Source organism: Mycetohabitans sp. B2, from assembly GCF_021733735.1.
Taxonomy (GTDB): Bacteria; Pseudomonadota; Gammaproteobacteria; order Burkholderiales; family Burkholderiaceae; genus Mycetohabitans; species Mycetohabitans rhizoxinica.
The window spans coordinates 20,118-41,697 of record NZ_JAHKSP010000058.1 but is presented as its reverse complement, the minus strand read 5'-3'; the positions used below and the strand labels follow the sequence as shown (position 1 = coordinate 41,697).

16 protein-coding genes and 4 pseudogenes are annotated in these 21,580 nt (G+C 58.8%); 12 read left to right on the top strand and 8 right to left on the bottom strand.

Annotated features, from left to right (window positions below; all coding sequences use genetic code 11):
- Window positions 1-31 precede the first annotated feature (31 nt).
- From tnpB to KPG66_RS13835, 7 genes and pseudogenes are all read left to right on the top strand, one after another.
- Complete coding sequence (gene tnpB, locus KPG66_RS13870) at window positions 32-250, top strand: IS66 family insertion sequence element accessory protein TnpB (RefSeq protein WP_442929446.1); 219 nt, start codon at window positions 32-34, stop codon at window positions 248-250.
- 51 nt (window positions 251-301) lie between these two features.
- A complete protein-coding gene (tnpC, locus tag KPG66_RS13865; protein ID WP_237071189.1) occupies window positions 302-1,852 on the top strand; it encodes an IS66 family transposase in 1,551 nt (516 codons plus the stop codon).
- An 11-nt stretch (window positions 1,853-1,863) separates the two neighbouring features.
- Complete coding sequence (locus tag KPG66_RS13860; RefSeq protein ID WP_237071188.1) at window positions 1,864-2,457, top strand: plasmid pRiA4b ORF-3 family protein; 594 nt, start codon at window positions 1,864-1,866, stop codon at window positions 2,455-2,457.
- A 520-nt stretch (window positions 2,458-2,977) separates the two neighbouring features.
- Complete coding sequence (locus KPG66_RS13855) at window positions 2,978-3,241, top strand: hypothetical protein (RefSeq protein WP_237071187.1); 264 nt, start codon at window positions 2,978-2,980, stop codon at window positions 3,239-3,241.
- A gap of 15 nt (window positions 3,242-3,256) precedes the next feature.
- The gene (locus KPG66_RS13850) at window positions 3,257-4,756 is read left to right on the top strand and encodes a zeta toxin family protein (RefSeq protein ID WP_237071186.1); all 1,500 of its coding nucleotides are present in this window, start codon (window positions 3,257-3,259) and stop codon (window positions 4,754-4,756) included.
- A gap of 1,438 nt (window positions 4,757-6,194) precedes the next feature.
- A pseudogene (locus KPG66_RS13840) lies at window positions 6,195-6,386 on the top strand (IS3-like element ISBcen23 family transposase); the annotation flags it as partial.
- Window positions 6,387-6,476: 90 nt separating this feature from the next.
- A complete protein-coding gene (locus KPG66_RS13835) occupies window positions 6,477-6,761 on the top strand; it encodes a hypothetical protein (protein WP_237071185.1) in 285 nt (94 codons plus the stop codon).
- A gap of 302 nt (window positions 6,762-7,063) precedes the next feature.
- On the opposite strand, the gene KPG66_RS13830 is transcribed toward KPG66_RS13835, so the two are convergent.
- The 3 genes from KPG66_RS13830 to KPG66_RS17605 form a co-directional block, all read right to left on the bottom strand.
- Window positions 7,064-7,477: a putative toxin-antitoxin system toxin component, PIN family gene (locus tag KPG66_RS13830; RefSeq protein WP_237071192.1), complete on the bottom strand. Its 414-nt coding sequence runs from the start codon at window positions 7,475-7,477 to the stop codon at window positions 7,064-7,066.
- A complete protein-coding gene (locus KPG66_RS13825; RefSeq protein WP_237071191.1) occupies window positions 7,477-7,701 on the bottom strand; it encodes a type II toxin-antitoxin system prevent-host-death family antitoxin in 225 nt (74 codons plus the stop codon). Before KPG66_RS13825 ends, KPG66_RS13830 begins: the two co-directional genes overlap by 1 nt.
- Window positions 7,702-8,038: 337 nt before the next feature.
- Entirely contained in the window at window positions 8,039-8,170 is a 132-nt protein-coding gene (locus KPG66_RS17605; protein WP_013436729.1) for a hypothetical protein, read from the bottom strand.
- Between the two features lie 498 nt (window positions 8,171-8,668).
- Here KPG66_RS17605 and istA point away from each other — a divergent pair.
- Window positions 8,669-10,219 (top strand): annotated as a pseudogene (gene istA, locus KPG66_RS13820) (IS21 family transposase).
- 15 nt (window positions 10,220-10,234) lie between these two features.
- A pseudogene (gene istB / locus KPG66_RS13815) lies at window positions 10,235-10,982 on the top strand (IS21-like element ISBmu3 family helper ATPase IstB).
- A 108-nt stretch (window positions 10,983-11,090) separates the two neighbouring features.
- Here the strand turns inward: istB and KPG66_RS13810 are convergent.
- The 5 genes and pseudogenes from KPG66_RS13810 to KPG66_RS13795 form a co-directional block, all read right to left on the bottom strand.
- The gene (locus KPG66_RS13810; RefSeq protein WP_237071184.1) at window positions 11,091-11,756 is read right to left on the bottom strand and encodes a hypothetical protein; all 666 of its coding nucleotides are present in this window, start codon (window positions 11,754-11,756) and stop codon (window positions 11,091-11,093) included.
- A gap of 492 nt (window positions 11,757-12,248) precedes the next feature.
- Window positions 12,249-12,755 carry a hypothetical protein gene (locus tag KPG66_RS13805; protein ID WP_237071183.1) on the bottom strand — a complete coding sequence of 169 codons (507 nt, stop codon included), beginning with the start codon at window positions 12,753-12,755 and terminating at the stop codon, window positions 12,249-12,251.
- A gap of 217 nt (window positions 12,756-12,972) precedes the next feature.
- Complete coding sequence (locus KPG66_RS13800) at window positions 12,973-14,328, bottom strand: hypothetical protein (protein WP_237071182.1); 1,356 nt, start codon at window positions 14,326-14,328, stop codon at window positions 12,973-12,975.
- A gap of 949 nt (window positions 14,329-15,277) precedes the next feature.
- Window positions 15,278-15,367, bottom strand: a pseudogene (locus KPG66_RS18065) (DUF7673 family protein); the annotation flags it as partial.
- A gap of 152 nt (window positions 15,368-15,519) precedes the next feature.
- Complete coding sequence (locus KPG66_RS13795) at window positions 15,520-15,717, bottom strand: hypothetical protein (RefSeq protein WP_157864642.1); 198 nt, start codon at window positions 15,715-15,717, stop codon at window positions 15,520-15,522.
- 277 nt (window positions 15,718-15,994) lie between these two features.
- Here KPG66_RS13795 and imuA point away from each other — a divergent pair, with 277 nt between their 5' ends.
- The 3 genes from imuA to KPG66_RS13780 are packed head-to-tail and all read left to right on the top strand — an operon-like array spanning window position 15,995 to window position 21,240.
- Window positions 15,995-16,708 carry a translesion DNA synthesis-associated protein ImuA gene (gene imuA / locus KPG66_RS13790; RefSeq protein ID WP_041755120.1) on the top strand — a complete coding sequence of 238 codons (714 nt, stop codon included), beginning with the start codon at window positions 15,995-15,997 and terminating at the stop codon, window positions 16,706-16,708.
- Window positions 16,635-18,101 (top strand): Y-family DNA polymerase, encoded by a 1,467-nt coding sequence (locus tag KPG66_RS13785; protein ID WP_013436740.1) that lies wholly within the window; start codon window positions 16,635-16,637, stop codon window positions 18,099-18,101. Before imuA ends, KPG66_RS13785 begins: the two co-directional genes overlap by 74 nt.
- Before the next feature lie 4 nt (window positions 18,102-18,105).
- On the top strand, window positions 18,106-21,240 hold the full coding sequence (locus tag KPG66_RS13780) for an error-prone DNA polymerase (RefSeq protein WP_041755121.1): 3,135 nt from the start codon (window positions 18,106-18,108) through the stop codon (window positions 21,238-21,240).
- Window positions 21,241-21,580 lie beyond the last annotated feature (340 nt).

Below are 21,580 nucleotides of genomic sequence, written 5' to 3'. Positions count from 1 at the left end.
GGATACGCGATGATCGCCACTTGCAAACGGTATGTTGAATGTCGTGTGGCTCGGTGACCTTGTCAAAGTCCTATGGTGGAGCGGCGACGGCATGAACCTGTATGCGAAGCGTCTGGAGCGAGGACGCTTTGTATGGCCGCAAGCGAATTCGGGCAGCGTCCACCTCTCGCCGGCCCAACTCTCCATGCTTCTGGAGGGCATCGATTGGCGTCACCCCGAACGAACGTGGCAGCCCACACACGCCGCATGAGGTGGTGTTCCGGCACTCACAAGTACACGAGCATGCTTTACACTGCCGAGTATGCCAGCCAGCCATCTGCCCGATGACATCGACGCACTAAAGCGCATCGTCGCCTCGCGCGACGAAACCATTGCGCGACTGCTGGCCGAGATCGCACGCTTGAAACGCTGGCAGTACGGGCGTTCATCCAAGCGCGTAGCGGGATTGACGGGCCAGTTGCAGCTCGCACTTTGCGATCTGCCGATACCCGAACAAGACTTTGACGTTCCTGCCACGGCAAAGCTGCCTGACAAAGACGCAGGCCTTGAGGCGACGGGCATACCAAAGGTTATTCCCCTGCGCCGCAAACCAAGGCAATTGCCCGCCCATCTGCCGCGCGAGATGATCGTGCATACGCCGACGAATTGCGGCTGCCCGCAGTGCGGTGCAAAGATGCGCGCGCTCGGCGAGGATGTGTCCGAAATGCTCGACTACGTGCCGGGCTACTTTAAAGTCCTGCGTCACGTACGGCCCAAGTTCAGTTGCTCGCGTTGTGCGACGGTGGTTCAGGAGGCTGCTCCTTCAAGGCCGATTACACGAGGCATGGCTGGTGCTGGACTACTCGCCCAGGTGGTCGTCGCCAAGTACGCTGATCACACTCCGTTGTATCGGCAAGCGGGTATCTATCGACGTGCCGGCATTGAACTGGATCGTGCAACACTGGCCTCGTGGGTACGTGAGGCGGCTAAGTTGCTACAGCCGTTGGCTGATGCACTGGGACGCTACGTGCGCGAAGGCGAAAAGATTCATACCGATGACACACCTGTGCCTGTACTGGAGCCGGGGCGTGGAAAAACGCGCACAGCACGATTGTGGACCTACGTGAGGGACGAGCGTCCCGCCGGAAGTCGCGCACCGCCCGCCGTTTGGTATCGGTACTCTGCTGACCGCAAGGGCGAGAGACCACGCGAACATCTGGTGGGCTACAGCGGAATCCTGCAAGCAGATGCCTATAGCGGGTATGACGCGCTGTATCGCGACGGCACGATCGTCGAGGCTGCGTGCTGGGCGCACGCTCGTCGTAAATTCTACGATCTGTACGAGTTAGACCGCTCTCCAATCGCCGAGGAAGCACTGCGCCGAATCGGCGCCTTATACGCCGTTGAGCGCGAAATTCGCGGCCAGACGCCCGACGACCGTCTATCAGTTCGTCAGCAACGCTGCAAGTCTTTGCTCCTCAGTCTGAAGGCCTGGCTTGAACATACACTGTCGCAAATCTCGGTGAAGTCTGGTCTGGCCAAGGCGATCAAGTACTCGCTGACGCATTGGCGAGCGCTCACGCGGTACTGCGAAGACGGACGCATCGAAGTAGACAATAACACCGCTGAGCGAGCTATCCGGCCACTCGTGCTGGGCAGGCGCAACTATCTGTTCGCAGGCTCGGACGCAGGAGGCCACAGCGCGGCGGTGATCTATAGCTTGATCGGAACGGCACGCCTGAATGGTGTCGAGCCATTTGCTTACCTGCGCGCGGTGTTCGAGCGCGTCGCCGATCATCCCATCAACCGCATCGACGAGTTACTTCCATGGCGCGTGGTGCCAACGGAGCACGTCGAGCAGCAAGCCGCATGAGAGCGACTCCAATGGCCCTAGCTCGCAAAAGCGCCTTACGCTCCATCACCTCGCCAGCCCCCGACTATGTGCTGCGTATCGAGCTGCAGCACATCAAACCGGCAATCTGGCGGCGAATCGTGGTGCCGGGTTCAATTAGGCTACGAAAGCTTCACGTCGTATTGCTACTAGCGATGGGATGGGAAGGCGGCCATGCGCATGAATTTGTGTTCTGCGATACCCACTACGGCGAACCGGACCTCGACTACCCGAGCGATCCGCCGATGCTGGATGAAGCCAGGGTCACACTGGTCAAAGCGTTGGGCGAGCTGAAGTCATTCACCTACATTTACGACTACGGCGACAACTGGCAGCATCGCATCAAGGTCGAAAAGGCGTTGCCCGCCAATGCGCAACTTCGCTCGCCTTTGTGCCTAGACGGACGCAACGCATGCCCGCCGGAGGACGTCGGCGGAGCCCCCGGATACATCGACTTCCTCGATGCAATCATCGATCCCTCGCATGAGGAACATAACCACTTCCTCAAGTGGTGCGGCGGGAGCTTCGATCCCGATGCGTTCGATCTCGACCTCGCAAATCAACGGCTTTTCGAAGTCAAATTCTGAACGTCAATGCGGCCTTGAGACGACGCTTACTGTATAAATTAAAATATATGGTTTAATCTAGCAAGGAATGTCGCTAGGGATACTCCTAGGATTCGCCAAGGAATCGCTCGCCGACGCTGGGGCCTGGACATTGCGATCACTACGCTCCCGCAACTCATTGACTGCAGAATCACATGAGCAATCTGCCAGTAGACGCGTTGCTCGCGCAGGCGTGAGCAGTGGTGGCGCCGTATGTCGCCGGCGCCTGGAATAGGGTGCAGCGGATGAGCTGAGGTCCCAATGCCGCTGCTGTGGCTTTTGGTCGCCGTGCGCGTGTTTGGTATTTCTTGCTCATGTTGCACATGGAAGCCATGATCATCGTCCACCACCGAGCAGGTTAACTTGGGGCGTGACGGTGTTTTGTGGGCAAGTCTAGGCTCGCTTACTTAAGCGCCATTGTCTAACCTACTGCTTGCTGCACAGTGCTCTGTGGCTGACGCATATCAAGTAACAATCTTAAACTATCGCTGGAGTCTCGAGTATGACCAAGCAACTATTCAGCCGTACTGGCGTTCGCTACGAGGTGGCGCTGGACGTGCTAGGCGCCATTATTGCCCACCATTCTGAGGCCATTGCGGCCGAGCGCGACAGGCCGGTGCCCGACGAGGCGGCTATTGAGCGCGCCCTGCAGGACAAGGATGCGCTGCGCGCACTGCGCGACGAACTTGACCCAAGGGAACCCGAGGTTATCGAGCGCGTTATCCAGCAGTACGCCCCGCAGGCCCGCGAACTGTACGGCTACTGAGGACGGAGGGAAACGATGCCCGGCGAAACGTCCAAGTATACGGTGGAAAGCGCTTACAAAGACGTAGAACGTGATGCTCTGGTGAGAACCCAGGCCCAGAAACAACCCAAGGTGATCATGTTGGGCGGCCAGCCGGGCTCTGGCAAGTCTGTGCTGGCCGCTGAAGCGATCCGCGAGCTAAGCAGCAGCGGCGGTGCCGTGATTATCGATGCTGACCGGATGCGCGAGGAAAACCCCCGCTATAAGCAGCTTTCTCGCGAAGATCCGCAGCACGCAGCCGATCGCACGCACAAGGAAGCAGGCGAGTGGGCAACCCGGCTGACCATCGTGGCCGCTGAGAATCGGCGCAACTTAGTGATTGACGGCACCATGCGTAGCCCGGAGAGCATCCGTGATCTAACGCACCGACTTAAAGATGCAGGCTACAAGGTCGAGGCTCGCGTCATGGCCGTCAATGCCAAAACATCGCTTGCGCGAGCCCGGTTGCGCTTTGAGGAACAAGTGGCCGAGCGCGGCACTGGCCGCTTCGTGAACGAGGAGCAGCACGATAACGCCTACACTGGTATCGTTGAATCGGTGCGTGCCTTGGAGCACGAGAAGCTAGTGGACGCCGTGCGTGTCTATGACGCCGACCAGCGGCCCATTTACGAAAATTTGCAAGAACGCGGCGACTGGCAGAAAGCGCCCGAGGCTGTTCAGGTGTTGGAGCAGGAACGTGCGAGAGACTGGACCTACGATGAGCGCTGCGATTACGTATCGGTGCTGGAGCAAATCAACGCCTTGGCTAGTCAACGCGGGCGCTACCGCGACAACGTGGCCGATACCCTACGCATGGTCGCGGACGGGAAGGCCATGGGCGGCAATGAAAATCCACCAAGTCGCACTTATGCGCAAGTAAGCCGGCCCGAGCAGGATCGCACGTTGCGCCCCGTGCCGACCGACCGCGACGAGTTGGCCGCCAAGCTCGAGGCCGCGCGTGCCGACTTGGCGCGGTTTGAGCGCAGCGAAACATATCAGCGTGCACAGGCTTTCGACCAGCTGACCAAGCGCGAGGCCTTGGCCAGGCATCCTGAGCTAGACGGCGCCTACAAGCAGCTCCACGATATCAAGCAGAGCCGGGTCGCGCAGGTATCGCAAAACGACCTTGAAACGTCCTACCTCAACGCCCGCGCACAATTGTCCGAGCAGCTTCACCGCGGGCAGGTGCCCAAAGGCAATGTGGCCCTGGACGAGTCGCGCCGTGTGATTGATATGGCTGCAGGACAACGGGGCCTTATAGTCCGAGATGCTGGCCAAATAAAGCAGGACTTTAAAGGCCAGGTGGTTGCCACATCCTCGCATCATGCCCTGGTGCAGGTATCCGACATGGTGGCCGTGCGCTATGAGAAGGCTCATCTCGACCGTGAAGTGTGCGCCGACGAAAAGGTGGCCATCCAGTACGACAGTAAAAAAAGCCAAGTTTATGAACAGGGCAAAGAACCGGCGCGTGAGCACGCGCGTGACATGGACCGCTAATCAGACATCAATGAGGGCATATGGCTCGTGTACTAAATGGGCAACCGCCCAATCCATTGCAACAAGCCGGCCCGCTCTTGAGGTTGTAGGCTGCTGCGCTGCCTTTCGGACCGCCGCGCGCTGGCGATGATCTTGGCTCGGCGTTGACGGGATATCCACATCTCATCTTTGAGGACACGAGGCAATATTTATAAAAAACCGTATTTTCCGGTTGACTTACCAATTTCAATGTAAAACAATTATGTTTTATGGTTGATATTCTACGACACGGCATGAACAATCACACGACCTCGCTAATAAGCATGTCGTATAGCCGACAATGTGGATGTCATGCACAGGCTGGGCATTTCCTATGAAGCTGTTTAAGTAGTGATTGGAACCAAGTGCTAAACAGGAGCCGATGAAGATACAACACCATGGTCCCAGCTCTTCTGCTTACGTCAACATCGCTCAGGCACCGTGATTAACAGCGTACGGCAAATATGTGCCGCCTCACTTGCTGACCTCATGTAGATTAGCATCAACTGTGCAATCTCATGCTGCTGGCTGGTGCTCTACGAGAGTTTGCTCTTTCTAGAAAAATGGCTTTTATCATGAAAACACTGATCTTCGTCATAAAATTTTACTGGCTTCGCTTTTTCTTTGGCATAGCCATGCTTGTGTGCGCGTTCGGCTTCTGGCGATCGCATGTACACACACCGGCTAATATGCCTTTCGAATCACTCGCGGGCACGCTCTATCCGTGGTTCCCAATTGTAACTGGCGCGGTAGGCCTTTGGTGCGTTGCGTCGGCTTGGCGCAGAGGCTGGTATCTAGCGTCAGCCGACGACGATTAAGTCGCCGCCCTATGCCGCTACCGGAACTGATGTCGTTGGCATAGTGCCGGCAGTTTTTATCCGATAGCTTTTGGGGCGGCATCCGCTCGTTGCTTCGTACTCGCGCGTTGAACCGGCGCTAACTGATAATGGTGTCTAGCTCCGAACCGGTTACCATCGCCTCGGCAGCGAGCCAAAGCGATCGCGCTGCGAAATAATGAAAGGTGGTTGCAGTGACGGCGCCGAAAAGGTAAGGCCCAGCCCATGGTGAGCGAACGTGACGTTCGTCTAAACCTAATCTGCCACGGCGAGAGCGAGCCAACCAATTTTTAGTCGCTTACGCCTGCAGTAACTGTGCAATTCACGAAGCCGAGTTCGGTCTAGTCTAGCTTGCGCTCACTTCGCCCGAGGGGGAAGGTATTGACAGCAGCGCGCCGAATACTTACAGTGCAACACGTACTGGCATCGCTTGCCCGCTCGGTTCTTGAGGCTCCTGAGGACTGACGCGAGGTTCATGGCTGGTTGGCTCGTTGCCAGTAGCGGTAGACTACGCGCCGACTGTGCATCGCATGGTACGTACGACGATCGACTGCTGAAAAATTTCCCACCTCTTGCACGGGCACGTAGTCACCGATCTGCTCAATCAGTTCGGGCGGCAGGTCATGATATGTCGTGGGCCGGCTGGCCGGCGCGAAGCGCTGGAAGTGCTGGCTCGGCGGAGGCTATCGCAACGCAAGGCATGTTGCTATCTGGGGCGGAGTCGTCGGGTGGCAACCTATACGCTTAAGCAACCACAGAAGGATCGGAGTTTGGGCGCCGTCCACCATTTGTGCTTCCAGCAAACAGTTTCTCGGGACTCACACGCCTATGCTGCGAATACGTTGTGGGAACAGTGAGGAGGGACTATGAAAATGTCGAATGCACCAGAATCTTGGTTCAGTAGAAATGGCCAATGGATTTGGCCGTTAGGTATGAGCATCATGCCGATCCTAGTGTTGCTGCTTATGTCGTCGCTCGGGGTTACGATTGCAGCATGGGTTCAAATAGTGAATTATGTCGTCAGCTGTCTCGGGCTGTGCATCAGTGGCATTCAGGCGCGCCTTACTGGGACGGTGTCAGCGCAAGTTTTTTGCTATCTGGTCGCTGTGGTCGGATGTACTATGGCGATTTGGCGGCTGGTACATGACTAAAGAATTGACGTGGACAATTTGGGGCGACAGCTTATGCGAAGTGCCATCGCTGGGCTGAGCTGGAAAACATACTTGTCGCGGCCCCCCGAAGGCACCGCGCGAGCGTGCCGAATCAATACATGAGCCGAAAAACTACGGCGCTGACATATCAACGCTGGCGCGGCTGAGCGAGCGAGACGAAATCTGCCCTATTTCAATACGAATACCTTTTTTACGAAGGATACGGTGCTCCGTTTGACTGTCGGCATAAAAGGTAGCTACAGGTCGTGCGTTCTAGAATTTGCATTACCAGCCGATTTCAATTAGGTCCCATGGCGCCTCCAAAAATCCGCCGGCGTGACGATGGGATATCGATCCGCCAGCGCCAACAAATCTTTGTTCCCTGTAATGAGATACTGCACTTTCGCTGCCAGCAGCGTAAGTAATACGGGCTGATCAGCGGAATCGCGCAAACTTGCGTCTTGCGCGCCTTCTGGCTCGACTACATCGGCTAATAACATAAAACTATCGGCTAGGTCGCGAATTTGCGCCGGTGTCATGCCTACCCTAGGCAACCGCGGTAGAACCCGGACCATCTCGTCTAAGATGTAGTGCGACAGTGCCACCTCCAACCCGCCTTGGCGCCAAGCCGCAACGATGCGCCCAGGCACGCTGCTCGGGTAAGCCAAGCCCGATACCAGCACATTAGTATCAAGCACAACACGTAAACCAGCCATCAGCACCGCTTCCGCTCAGCGGCCACCGCGGCATCAATCTCCGCCTGACCTTCCTGAACCGGCACGCCGGCATAGGCTTCGGCGATTCGGCTGCTAAGCGCATCGAAGCGGTCCTGCATACGCCGGATGCGGGCGAATAATTCGGCGTCGACGAGCGCTGCGACCGGCTTGCCGTCCTTATTAATAACGATACTGTCGTTGCGATACTGTACCTGATTGAGCATTTCGCCCAAATTTTGTCGGAAATTCACGGCATTGACTTCGGTAATCATCGCACCCTTCATTGCCACATTGACCATAATGATCATTATGGTAAAAAATAAGTATGGTGTCTAGCTTTGAATCAGTCACCATCGCCTCGGCGAGTGAGCCAAGGCGATTACGCTGCGAAATAGTGAACAGGGTGGGTTGCAGTGACGGTGCCAAAAAGGCAAGACTTGGCCCATGGCGAACGAACGTGATGCTCGTCAAAGCCTAATCCGCCCGGCGAGAGCCAGCATCATCGACCGACTGACTGCGCGTTTTGGCTCATCGGTGACTCGACAGCCGCTTTTCAGTGGCTTACGTCTGCAGCAGCTGCACAATTTCACGAAGCCGAGTTCGGTATAGTGCTAGCTTGCGCTCACTGCGCCCGAGGGGGGACGGCTTTGACAGCAGCGCGCCGAACACTTGCAGCGCAACACGTACTGTCATCGCTTGCCAGCTCGGTTCTTGAGGTTCCCGAGAATTCTATAGATATCATCCGTTTACGAAAAAACCGTTCCGCAATCGAGTTTGAGGCGCAGACTATAAATCCTTATCCTGCCTGGGGTATCTGCGGCTTTGCGGAACAAATCTGGAGCATCAGCTGGACTTCCCAATCAGCACTTCCACCAAGATATGCAACCGTGTTGCACGGTAAGCCATGCAGCTTGCCGTGAGTGGCCGCCAGCGCCGCTCGATTGCGTATTTCGGCGAACGTGATCAGCAATTTCGGTTGAAAGTGATCAGTGGTTCCGATCGATGGTGATCGCTGATCACCGGTTCCCGAAACGAGCGATCATCTTGCCGAAACGGGTGATCACGTTCCCGGAGCGAACCGAAACAGCTGATCACGCGAACGAAATGAGATGGCCGCTCCGGCTCGGCGGTGGTGTTGCGCATATGATCAACGACGGGCGTTAGCCTTGTCTCTTTTTAGGGGACAGGTTGATGCCGGCACATCGGATGAGCATGCGCAAACTGAAGGAAGTACTGCGGCTGAAGTGGGCGTGATGCCTATCGCACCGCCAGATCAGCCGGGCGATCGGCATCAGTGTCGGCGCCATCTCGGCATACGCCGCACGCGCCAGCGCGGCGGGCCTCGACTGGGCTGCCGTCGAAGCGCTCGCCGACGACGAGCTCGAGATCAGGTTGGAGCTGCCTGCGCAGACGGCGGTCTCGACCCGAAGGGTTGAACCGGACTACGCGGCGATGCACCGTGACCTGCGCCGTAAGGGCGTGACGTTGCAACTGCTCTGGGAAGAATACGTTGAGGCCCACCCCGGCCAGCGCACCTACCGCTATACGCAGTTCTGCCAGCGATACAAGGACTGGGCCGCAGTGCTGAAGCGCTCGATGCGCCAACAGCACCGTGCCGGCGAGAAGCTGTTCGCCGACTTCGCTGGGCAAACCGTGTTGGTCCTCAGTCGCGATGGCGGTGTCGCGTTCAAAGCGCACGTCTTCGTGGCCGTGCTCGGCGCGTCGAACTACACGTACGCATGTGCGACGCGTTCCGAGACGATGTCCGACTGGATCGGCAGCCTGATCGACGCGATGGAATTCTACGGCGGCGTTCCCGAGCTGCTGGTGCCCGACAACCCCAAGGCGCTGATCGCCAAAGCCGATCGCTACGAACCGGTGCTGGGCAACACCACGCAGGACTTCGTGAACCACTACGCGAGCGCCATGTTGCCGGCGCGACCGTGCAAACCGCAGGACAAGGCGAAGGTCGAGGTCGGCGTACAGATCGTAGAGCGCTGGATCCTCGCACGGCTTCGCAATCACCGGTTCTACAGCCTGGCCGAACTGAACAAGGCGATCGGCCAGCTGATCGCCGATCTGAACCAACGGCCGTTCAAGAAGCTCGACGGCAACCGCCGCGAATGGTTCGAGCGGCTCGACAGAGCGGCGCTGCGCCCGTTGCCGACCCGTCGATACGAGATCGCGAACTTCGTGAAGTGCCGCGTCAACATCGACTACCACGTCGAAGTCGATCACCACTATTACAGCGTTGCGCACAGCCTCGTGCGTCAAGAGGTCTACGCCCGCGTCACCCGCCACGGTGTCGAGATCTTGCACCGTGGCAAACGCGTTGCCGCTCACGTCCGCAGTAGACTCCGGAACAAGCATACGACGTTGCCCGAACACATGCCGGCGGCGCACCGCGCCCACATGGAATGGACGCCCAAGAGATTGCTGAACTGGGGCGCCTGCATCGGTCCCGGTGCCGAGGCGATCGCCAAACACTTGCTGACCAACCGGCCGCACCCCGAGATGGGGTACCGCGCGTGCCTCGGACTGCTGTCGCTCTCGCGCAAGTACGGCAAGGACCGGCTGGAAGCCGCCTGCCAGCGGGCACTCGTGATCGGTTCGCCAACCCGTCGATCCATGCTGTCGATCCTTGAATCCGATCTGGACCGACAGCCGATGCTCCCGATTTCTCTCACCGAATGGCATGCGCCCGATCACGAGAACGTGCGCGGACCCGACTATTACCACTGACCGAAGGAGGTCGCGATGTTGATGCAGCAAACCTTAACCCAGCTCAAATCCCTGAAGCTCGACGGCATGGCTCGCGCGTTTGAGGAACAGGCGGCGTTGACCGCCAGCGCCAGCCTGTCGTTCGAAGAGCGCTTCGGCATAGTCGTCGAACGAACTCGCCTGGCGCGATACACGGCGGCTCGAACGGCTGCTGAAGTCTGCCAAACTCAAGAATTCCCAAGCCTGCATCGAGGACATCGAGTACCGGCAGAGCCGCGGTATCGACAAGAGCGTCGTTGCTGCACTCGCCAGCTGCGACTGGATCCGCAATGCGCAGAACCTCATCCTGACGGGGCCAACCGGCGCTGGGAAAACGTGGATCGCTTGTGCGTTCGGGCAACAGGCCTGCCGACAAGGATTCTCTGTGTCGTACGTCCGTGTTGCCCGCCTGTTCGAGGAATTGAAGATCGCCCATGGCGACGGCAGCTTCACGCGGCAGCTCGCGCAGCTCGCCAAGATGGACGTCTTGCTGCTCGACGACTGGGGGCTGCAGGATCTAGATCAGACCGCCCGAAATGATCTACTTGAAGTACTCGACGATCGCGTTGGCACCCGCTCCACGATCATTACCAGCCAACTACCACTGGAACACTGGCACGCATGGTTGCAGGACCCGACGCTTGCCGACGCGATCCTCGATCGGCTCGTCCATCAGGCCCACAAGCTGCCATTGAAGGGTGAATCGATGCGAAAGACCAGTGCCAAGCAATCCTCCGCATCCTGATCATGATCACCTTCGTTATAATTCATTGACCGCGCAACACCACCTTCCAAACTGATCACGTTCGCCGAAACGGCTGATCACCATCACCGAAATCCGCACGCTCGATCATCACACTTGCGCCGAGGTGGAGGCTTCGGTGCTCGGTTGCTTGCCGGCTTCGCTAATGGGCCTATGGGTGACGATAAAAGGCCGGTACACGATGTCAGTGTCCTTAATTTTAAAGATGCCATGAAATGGCTTTAGCTGGTTCGGGTCAAACTCTTTACCCTTCGCATTAGGGCTGGCGATAAAGTACCCTTCATGCCATTTCAATTGGCTCAAATCAAGCTCTTCCCAGCCGCTAGGATTGCCGATTTCAATGCACTTATTTTTATGTCCGGCGGCTTTATTGTCACCCGTGGTAAGCATCACGTGGAAAGGCTCGCTTTCTACTTCTATGTGGCGGGGTTTGGCTTCTTTGGTTTGTTTAGCTGCGAAGAAGCCGAGAGTGTGTCCGGGTGGCACGTTTCTCAATTCATTGGCATTGTTTATCCGTGTATCGGACAATGTGACCAAATCTGTCTTAGCATCCACCGATTTATACCGATTTTTAGGGATGACCCCTGCTTTAAACGCACAGTCCTTGACCGCATCCCAGCATACGTTGCCTTTACTCGTCAAGGCTTCATTTTCTTTTTTATGCAGTGGATCACCATTCGAATCGCGTTCTGCGGAACGCCTGGCATAATCCGCTGCCAGATTGCAGTAGTACTCGCTACGCTGTTCTGGTGTCAAGTTGGAAAGATTCGGTCCCAAACTCGGCAAGCAACTTGTTATACAACTGTGCACCCCAGAGAGCACTGACTGACCGATCGATTGTCCTTGAGTCTCTTCCGCTGAGACAGACCCATTGGTTTCAGTGCTTGAGCTTCGGCTTAGGCAACACAGCCCCGAGAGCGCCGAGGAAGTAGATCGAGGGGTTCCCTGCAAGGGAGCCGTTGAGCGCTGCGAAATGCTGGGTGGCGCGGACGATGTGCTAGCGCCTACATTAATGGAAGAGAGGGGTATCCGATGGTCCATCGTAACTCCTATTTAGGGTGGTGGCTCACCACTCGAATGTAGGCGGTGAATTGGCATCGCCCTGTCCGACTCACGAAAGATCCCCCGGATAAACGAAGCATGCGGTCGACAGCGACAAACATCTTGGCCGGCCTATTGCCTCATGGGATGATGTTACTCCCGGGTAATTGTCACTCTCCAATTATTTTTCGATGAAGGCTGGCGCTGCTACGCAGCGCCAGCCTTCATCGCGTCGGCATCGCCAAGTATTCTGGCTACCAGTTCTCTGGCGCGGTCTAATCGCCATGCCTTCACACGGCGCTGCAGGGTACGTAGCTGTGTGCTGGAATACATTGCCGGTGCCATGGTGACGAGACGCTCATGTAGCTTCTTGGCCGTGATGCCGGGCTCGGTTTCCAGCCATTGCTGTATCGTCGGCCACGTATGCTCGAATGGATCTTCCCGGCTGCGCCAAGTGTGAGGCACGCGCGCCTTTCGATGATGCGTTGGTCTTACCTCGCCTTCCTGCCACGCTGTCCCAAGGCTCGCCAGGAAATCCGCAAGGGGAGCACGAGCCGGTGTGGTTGCCTGCGTCGGCATCGTGCCGGATTCCCTACATTGTGCGATGTGCTGCTGCGCTTCGCGCATTCGACTCAAAAGCTCCAGTGGATCGAGCGCTCGAAACTGAGCACGTAGTCTGCGTTTGGTTGCCTGCGGCACCGACGCCGAACTCAACACGCGCTCCGATCAGAACGGCGGTACCGCTCGCCGACCGCCTCTATCAATTCTCGTCGTGTTCTCATGCTGAGCCTGCCCGCCATCAGTCGCCCCGCTAGCATTCTGACGGGTAACACATTACATGAGGCAACAGGCTCCGCCCGATAGCAAAAAACCTGAGTCAATGCGCCGGCCATTCTGCTCGACGCTATCCACATGCGGGTTCAGCCGCAGATTAATGTGGCGCACTTCTGAACCAAGGTACACTGTCCTGGATTCGCGCCCGGGCCGGCTCAGAGAACTGGTTGGTTTCCATAAAGCGGGTGATTTCACTCCTCGCTATATTCCATTGACGATCGTCTAAGTTATTTAGCGAACCCTCGAACCGAAGTCTGCTAAGCACGTCGCATAAGGCGGCTTCGCCCGCGCCATTCAGTAGGCTCAAGCTCTGCTGCCAGATCCACTTTACCAGTGCATCGTCCAGATTGTCGGTGCACATTAGTAGGCCGAGTGCGACCTGTGCGCGCTGCGCCGGCAATACGCGCAGCAATGCCGGCTCCAGTAACTGGAGTTCGTGTGCGTGGTGCTCGCGCGGTAAATGCGTCAACCCCTCTGGAAGATAGCTTAGCGCAACGCTCAACTGCTCGTCAGGTAGCGACAGCGCCACATCACGCAGCTGCGTGTACTGTGCGAGCTGCTCCGCTTGCGGCAAAAACAATATGAAACTTGCTAACATGCCAACCGATGCGCCTTGATGAGAGGGCGGCAGCTGCAACGCGTGTTCGCGTAACACCGCATACAGCCCAGGGAGGCGGTCGTCGCCTCCCCCAAAGTGAATCATTCGCAGACACAATACCGGGATCAGCTCCGCTTGCTCGGACACCCTCAAGGACCCAAGCCGAGCCACGAGCGCCTGATAACGCTCGACAAACTCAGCTGAGCCAAACAACAACGACTCCAAACTGTCAGCGAGTTCCGTCCAGACATTGTCCTCCTCGGGCGCACGCCGCTGCGCCATCGCGTAAGCGAAGTCGAATAATTCATCCCGATGGCTCCAATGAAAATCGCGCAATGAGTGCAACAACAGCGCTTTTTGTATCTGTACGCCATCCTTCGGAATGCGCTGCGCCGCCGCGTACATGCGCTTGAAGGCTTCGCCGCGCTCGCGATACGGCAACGCTTCCAACCGCTGGCGCAACGCCTCAATCGGCTCGACGTGCTGCGCCGGATCGGCGAGCGTGCCCTCCATCTCATTGAGCAGCTGGTTGACTGACGCGAGACTGACGACTTGGTTGGCTCGTTGCCAGTAGCGGTGGACTACGCGCCGACTGTGCATCGCATGATACGTACGACGATCGACTGCTGAAAAATTCTCCACGTCTTGAACGGGCACGTAGTCACCGATCTGCTGAATCAGTTCGGACGGCAGGTCATGATAGGTCGTGGGCCGGCTGGCCGACGGGCTCGCCAGTCCACCGCTTGCTGGTCTCAATGTCGGCGGGGGGGCCGACGCAGCAGCTTGCGGGCACGACTCCAACGCACGCATGTAGACTTGGTAGTCGTTCAAAGCGGCATTCAGATCAAAGTCCATCGGTAAGCTCGGCAATCGATAACAAGAAACGGCGCGGTACGAAGCGAAGCCGCACGGCAGGTTAGCTAAAAGTGGGAAACTGAGCACAGCGATGGGCTGTAAACGCCATGTTCTTGGCGGATAGTGCTATGCCCATATGCAGCAGCTATTACATCGTCTGTTGGTAACGCACACTGCTGAAGAAGCTCGTGTGAAGCTGGCAATGGTAAGCAGCACGCAGCCGAAACAACGTGCGGAGCGAATAAGTGATGGTGCAGGTTGAGTTACATTCCACCATCCCGGACCGCACCGTACACACGTAGCTTGGAGCGCGCGAAGCTTGTCCATTTCGCATAGGTCGTTGGTAAAGATAGAGAAATTTATTACACAATCTTTACATAAAGGCCGCATGAAAGCGGGTACCCGTGGACACACCTGTGCACGTAGCAAGCCCTTTCCAATAGATCGCGTTGCGATATCATTAGTAAAATAAAAAAGATAAAGAGAATCGTTCCGCTCTAGATCCCAGATGAAAGAGCTTACAAAGTTATGCTTCTCTGCGATGCCGCGGACCGTGAGTAGAGAAGTCGGCTTGGCAGGGTTGCTTCAAACTCGCATACCTTCGCCTTCTCAAAGATGATTGGCTGTTGTGATGTTATTGCCGCCCCATTCGCGCCCTTATCCAATCGACAACTGACCGGTGACAGCGACTGCCACCCGGCGCGATCAACGGCTTTGGGTCAGTTGGATCCTTCCGACCATATCAACGGTGGCAGGGCAGGGTCAAGGTTAAGTCGTGGTTCAGGCGCCAGTTTGGCGCGTTCGTCGCGGACGTGAGCCTGTGTTGGTAATCACAACTGTTCCTGTTTGCTCAACGTCTTGTTCAACAACTCTGAAGGTATAAGAAGTCGCGGCGTAATCGCGCCGACTTTCACAAGTCGGGTTGGGTCTTCTGGTCGATAGTCTCAGACTATGTCCACTCTTTCACAAGCTCGGGACGCCATGCCTTCACGATGGCTTCGAACTGCGGGCCGTAGCCGAGCGTGTCGGGGTAGTTGTTCGCGCCCCTTTCACTGCGGGTGCCGCAAGTGCGCTACAGATCTTCAACGTGACGCTCGTCTAAGCCTAATCCGCCCGGCGAGAGCCAGCATCATCGACCGACTGACTGCGCGTTTTGGCTCATCGGTGACTCAACAGCCGCTTTTCAGTGGCTTACGTCTGCAGCAGCTGCACAATTTCGCGAAGCCGATCTCGATATAGCTCGGTCAGTGCCAGGTTGCGCTCGTCTCGCCCCAGTGGGTACGGCTCTGACAGCAGCGCGCCGAACGCTTGCAGCGCAACGCGCACCGTCATCGCTTGCCCGGTGGTCAGGTGTGTTCCATTGAGCGTTATGCTCGGTTCTTGAGTCATTCGTCAGCTTCGTCCTCGTTGGCAAACCACGACCATTGTTTTTTAGTTTAGCAAGTAGACAGCGTTGGCACCGCGCGGTCTGCGTCCACGGCTCACATGCGTGGCGAACCACCACGACACTATAGCGCCTTTGATGCGTTGCGCCCCCATGACGCTTTCCCGTAACACCTCACGCCATAGGTTGTGCGATATCGGTCGGTTTATTAATTCGTGCCAGATAAAAAGCGTCTTCTATCGATATAGTATACCTGTATATCCATACAGTATTTCGTTTTCCATGGGTCAAGCTTTGCCCTTTTCGCCCCAGTCACTGCACCCGACGCTGTGGCGGGGCGCTGAACTTGCGCGCGCGAGCGAGCGCCGCATCGATACCGGCTACACCACGCTCAATGCCGAGTTGCCCGGTGGCGGCTGGCCGCAAGGTGCGCTAATTGAGCTGCTTATTTCGCAACCCGGTATTGGCGAGTTACGCTTGCTCGCGCCGGCGCTGCGCACACTGCAACCGCGTGCCATCGTATTAATCAATCCGCCGCACACCGTGCAACCATTAGCGCTGCGCTATTGGGGCCTGGACAGTATCCACTGGTGTGTGCTGCGTGCGCCGAAGACGGCCGATGCGTGCTGGGCGGCCGAACAGGCGCTGCGCACCGGCTCATGCGGCGCGGTGCTGCTTTGGCTTACTAGCGTATCCGCCGACGTGCTGCGCCGGCTGCACCTGGCCGCCCAGCGCGGCGCGGCGCTCTTTTTCTTGCTGCGGCCGCTGTGCGCGTCGCGCAGTGCTTCGCCCGCGCCACTGCGTGTGGCGCTCGCGCCCGCCAGTGCAGGCGTGCAGGTGACGCTACTGAAGCGTCGTGGTCCGACGCATGACACGCCCCTCGATATCCCGCTCATTCCTTCTCCCATCTTATTAAGTTGCCATGGCCGTGTGGATCGGCGTGCATCTGCCTTACCTGCTACTCGAAGTGTTTCACCCGCGTGGGTATCCGCCTGACGCGCGTGGGTGCGTGGTGCTGGAGCAAGACCGCGTCGCGCATTGCGATGAAAGGGCACGCATGCTGGGCATTCGCGCCGGCATGCGCCGCGGCGGCGTGCTGGCGCTTGCACCGCACGTGCGCGTGCACGAGCGTGATCGCCTACGCGAAGCGGCGCTACAGCACAGCGTCGGGATGGCGATGCTGCGCTTTACCCCTCATGTCGTGGTGACCGACGAGGCGTGCGTGCTGCTGGACGTGAGCGCAAGCCTGCGGCTTTTTCGGGGTATCCGGGCACTGCGCCGCGATGCGCGCGCGCTCATTGACGCGCTGTGCGTGTCGGCTCAGTGGGCGGTGGCGCCCACCGGCTATGCAGCGTGGCTGTTGGCGCGCTCCGGAGGCGGCTATGCGCTGTCATTAGAATCGTTGGAACGTGTGCTCGGACGCCGGCCGTTGAACGTACTGCCGTCCGCGCGACGCTACGCTGATTGGTTCGACGGCTTAGGCTGCCGCACGATTGCCGACGTGTGCCGTCTACCGCGTGCGGGCCTGAACAAGCGGTGCGGCACGGCACTGCTCGAAGCGCTTGACCGCGCGCGCGGCTTGGCACCCGAAGGGTATGCGTGGCTGCAGGTGCCGCCCCAATTTGATGCGCGTATTGAGCTGCCGGAGCGCATTGAACAGACTGACGCGCTGCTGTTTGCTGCGCGCCGACTGCTTGTGCAGATGACCGGGTGGCTGATCGCGCAACAGCTGGTGGTGGTGCGCCTGACAGTGAGGCTGGAGCACGAGCGTGGCCGAGCGCCGCTCACGCCCAGCGTGCTGGACATCGCGCTGGCCGAGCCGACTTGGCACGACGCGCACCTGGTGCGGTTGCTCAAAGAGCGGTTCGCGCGTACCCCGCTCGTCGCGCCGGTCATCGCGTTGCGGCTGCTCACCCAAGAGGTGCGCGCTGCGCAGCCGCACAGTGACACGCTCTTTCCCGAGCCGGGCGGCACACCGACCGACCATGCGAGATTGCTTGAGTTGCTGACCGCGCGTTTGGGCCGCGAGAACGTGCTTTATGCGCAGCCGCTTGCCGATCATCGCCCGGAGGTGGCCGCCCGCTGGGTGCCCCTGGATGCATTGCGCCAGGCGGCAGGCGAGCCGCCCGCGTTGCCGCGTCCCGTGTGGCTACTAAAGGAGCCCCTTGAGTTGATGGTGCGAGACCACCGGCCATTTTACGGCACGCCGCTGCGTCTGGTGTCACCGGCCGAGCGCATTGAAGCGGGCTGGCATGATCAGCAAGGGGTCGTGCGCGACTATTACGTCGCGCAGTCTGCCGAGTCGGTGTACTACTGGGTCTATTGTGAATGGATCGGCGCGCGCGAGCACAGCACGCTACGCTGGTTCTTGCACGGCTTGTTTGGCTAATCCGATGGAGAAGCCAGCAAACGCTTCGCTGCCCGAGTATGCGGAGTTGCAATGTGCGTCGAATTTTTCGTTCCTGTACGGTGCATCGCATCCCGAGGAGTTGGTCGCCCGCGCCGCGCAACTCGGTTACACGGCGCTTGCCATCACCGACGAGTGCTCGGTGGCCGGTGTCGTGCGCGCGCATTTGGAAGCGAAAAAGGTGGGGCTGCCGCTGATCGTAGGCGCGCAGTTTCGCTTAGCCCAAGGCCAGGCTGCCCCTGCCATGGCCCTGAGCGCGCTGGCTATGAATCGCGACGGCTATGGCAATCTGTGCGAGTTCATCACGCTCGGCCGCATGCGCGGCGACAAAGGCACGTATCGGTTGTCCTGCGATGACCTCGCCCACGCTGACGCAGTTGATCGGCATGGGTGCGCGTTGTCGCATTGTCTGGTGATTCTCCATCCGGACTATCCGGCGCACGAAGCGCAGCTGACGTGGGCCGCGCCACACTTTGGCTCACGCATAGCCGTCGCGCTCACGTTGCACGCGCAGGCGATGGACGATCTGCACCGCGGAGTCGTGCAACGCGTGGCGGCCCGACATGGTGTGCGGGTGGTGGCCACTGGGGCGGTGCGCATGCACGTGCGCTCGCGTAAGCCGCTGCAAGATGTGGTCACCGCGATTCGGCTGGGTCAGAGCGTGTCGGCATGTGGCTACCATTTGGCGCCCAATGCGCAGCAGCACTTGCGTGCACGACTGCGGCTGGCCAATGTGTACCCGCGCGACACGCTGGAGGCCACCGTTCATCTGGCCCGCCAATGCACCTTTTCGTTGGATGAACTGCGCTATGAATACCCGGAAGAGCTTGTTCCCAACGGCCATTCGGCAACGACGTATTTGCGTGAGCAGGCCTATTTAGGCGCGCACCGGCGCTTCCCAAACGGAATACCGATGACGGTGCAGCAGCAGCTTGAGCACGAACTGGCGCTGATTGCGACGTTGCGCTACGAGCCGTACTTTTTAACGGTGTACGACATCGTGCACTTTGCGCGCAGCCAAGGCATTCTTTGTCAAGGCCGGGGCTCGGCGGCCAATTCCGCCGTGTGCTACTGCCTCGGTATCACAGAAGTGGATCCGGCGCGCTCAAATCTGCTCTTTGAGCGCTTCGTGAGTCGTGAGCGCAACGAGCCCCCGGACATCGACATCGACTTTGAGCACCAACGTCGCGAAGAAGTCATCCAGTACCTGTATCGCAAGTATGGACGCGAGCGCGCGGCGCTCACGGCGGCGGTGACCACCTATCGGCCGCGCAGCGCGCTACGAGACGCGGGCAAGGCGCTGGGCATCGATCCGCTGATTGTCGATCGCGTCGCGAAATCGCACCAGTGGTTCGACACGAGCGCACAGCTGCTCAAGCGCTTTGAAGACGCGGGGCTGGACACGTGCGCACCGATCATTGAGCAATGGGCGACGCTTGCGGCCACGTTGCTTGGATTTCCCCGGCACTTGTCGCAGCACAGCGGTGGCTTTGTAATCAGCCGCGGCAAACTCAGCCGGCTCGTGCCAATTGAGTCCGCGGCGATGCCTGATCGTTCGGTGATTCAATGGGATAAGAACGACATCGACGCGCTGGGGCTGCTGAAAATCGACATTCTGGCGCTGGGCATGCTGTCGGTGATCCGGCGCGCGCTGGCACTCGTTGCTCACCAGCGCGGCGAGCCGTTTGAGCTGCACGATATCCCCGCCGAGGATGCGGCCACCTACGAGATGATCAGCCGTGCCGATACTGTCGGCGTATTCCAGATCGAATCGCGTGCGCAGATGAGCATGTTGCCCCGCCTGCGCCCGCGCTGCTTTTACGACTTGGTTATCGAAGTGGCGATCGTGCGCCCCGGTCCGGTGCAAGGCGGCATGGTGCACCCGTATCTGCGTCGGCGCGAAGGCGTGGAGCCCGTCACGTACCCGAGTGAAGCGATGCGAACGGCGCTAGCGCGCACGCTCGGGGTGCCGATTTTTCAAGAGCAAGTGATGCAAGTGGCGATGCTGGCCGCCGGCTTTACTGCGGGGGAAGCAGATCAATTGCGCCGTGCCATGGCCGCTTGGCGCAGCCAAGGCGGCCTTGAGCAGTATTACGAGCGCATCGTGCACGGCATGGTCACGCGCGGCTACGATCGGGCGTTCGCCGAATCAATCTTCGCGCAGATCCAAGGTTTTGGTGAGTATGGCTTTCCGGAAAGTCATGCGGCCAGCTTCGCGCTGCTTGTGTACGTGAGCGCGTGGCTCAAATGTCATGCGCCGGCCGCGTTTCTATGCGCGCTGCTGAACAGCCAACCGATGGGCTTTTATACGCCGTCACAACTGGTGCAGGATGCGCGCCGGCATGGCGTTAAGGTGCTGCCAGTGGATGTGACCATAAGCGACTGGGACAGCACGCTGCAAGGACACAGTCTTGAGGCGCCGGTGCGGCTGGGCCTGTCGCTGATCCGCGGCTTGGCAGAGGACGCGGCCGCGCGCATCGAACTGGCCCGTGCGGTGCGGCCCTTTGCAGATGTGACGGATCTGGCGCGGCGCGCGCAGCTTACGCGGCGCGATCTGCAGGCTTTAGCCAGCGCCAACGCACTGGCGAGCCTTGCGGGCAATCGCCGCGCGGCGTTGTGGCACGCGCTCGCCGCGGTGCCTGACAAGGATCTGCTGCGTGCAGCTAGCGATGACGATGTGACACCGGCGTTTGCGCCGCTCACGCCGGGGCAAGCCATTGCGCACGACTATCGCGCGCTGGGCCTGACGCTCGAGCGGCATCCGCTGGCGCTGCTGCGCGCACAATTACTTCAGCGTCGCTTGCTGCCGGCCGTAGTCTTGCAACGCTATCGCGACGGGCAACTGGCGCGCGCGTGCGGCCTGGTGACGGTGCGCCAGCGCCCCGGCACGGCAAAAGGCGTGCTGTTTGTGACGCTTGAAGACGAGAGCGGCCACACGAACGTGATTATTTGGCCGTCACTACTAGAGCGCCAGCGCAAGGAGGCGCTGGGTGCGTCGCTGCTTGCCGTCTATGGCGTCTGGCAACGGCAAGGCGAGGTGACCCATTTAGTCGCCCAGCGCCTGGTGGATCTGTCGCATTTACTGGGTTCACTGGTGACAACGAGTCGCAACTTTTGTTGACATCCCATCTTAGTTGAAGGCTTTACCGTGGCCAAACATAAGCAGCGTTGCATCAGTCAGCCCGCACAGGCTGCATCGGAACATCAATTGGCACGCATACCAACCATGCTTGGGGCCGCCTCACTCTTTATCTAGTATGCCGTGCTTCGCCGGATCGGCGGCGCGTTCGCACTCGCGTACAACGCGCAGCGAATGTCGTTCAAGGTACTGATTTTCGATCACACGCAATACGCTATGTCACCAGTGGTTTGGGATAGCCCCATTTGCTATTTGAACGAACTTGAGGCGGGCAATACTGCGCAAACCGGTGCGGGTCCACTTATGCGCGAGAGTCGGTGTA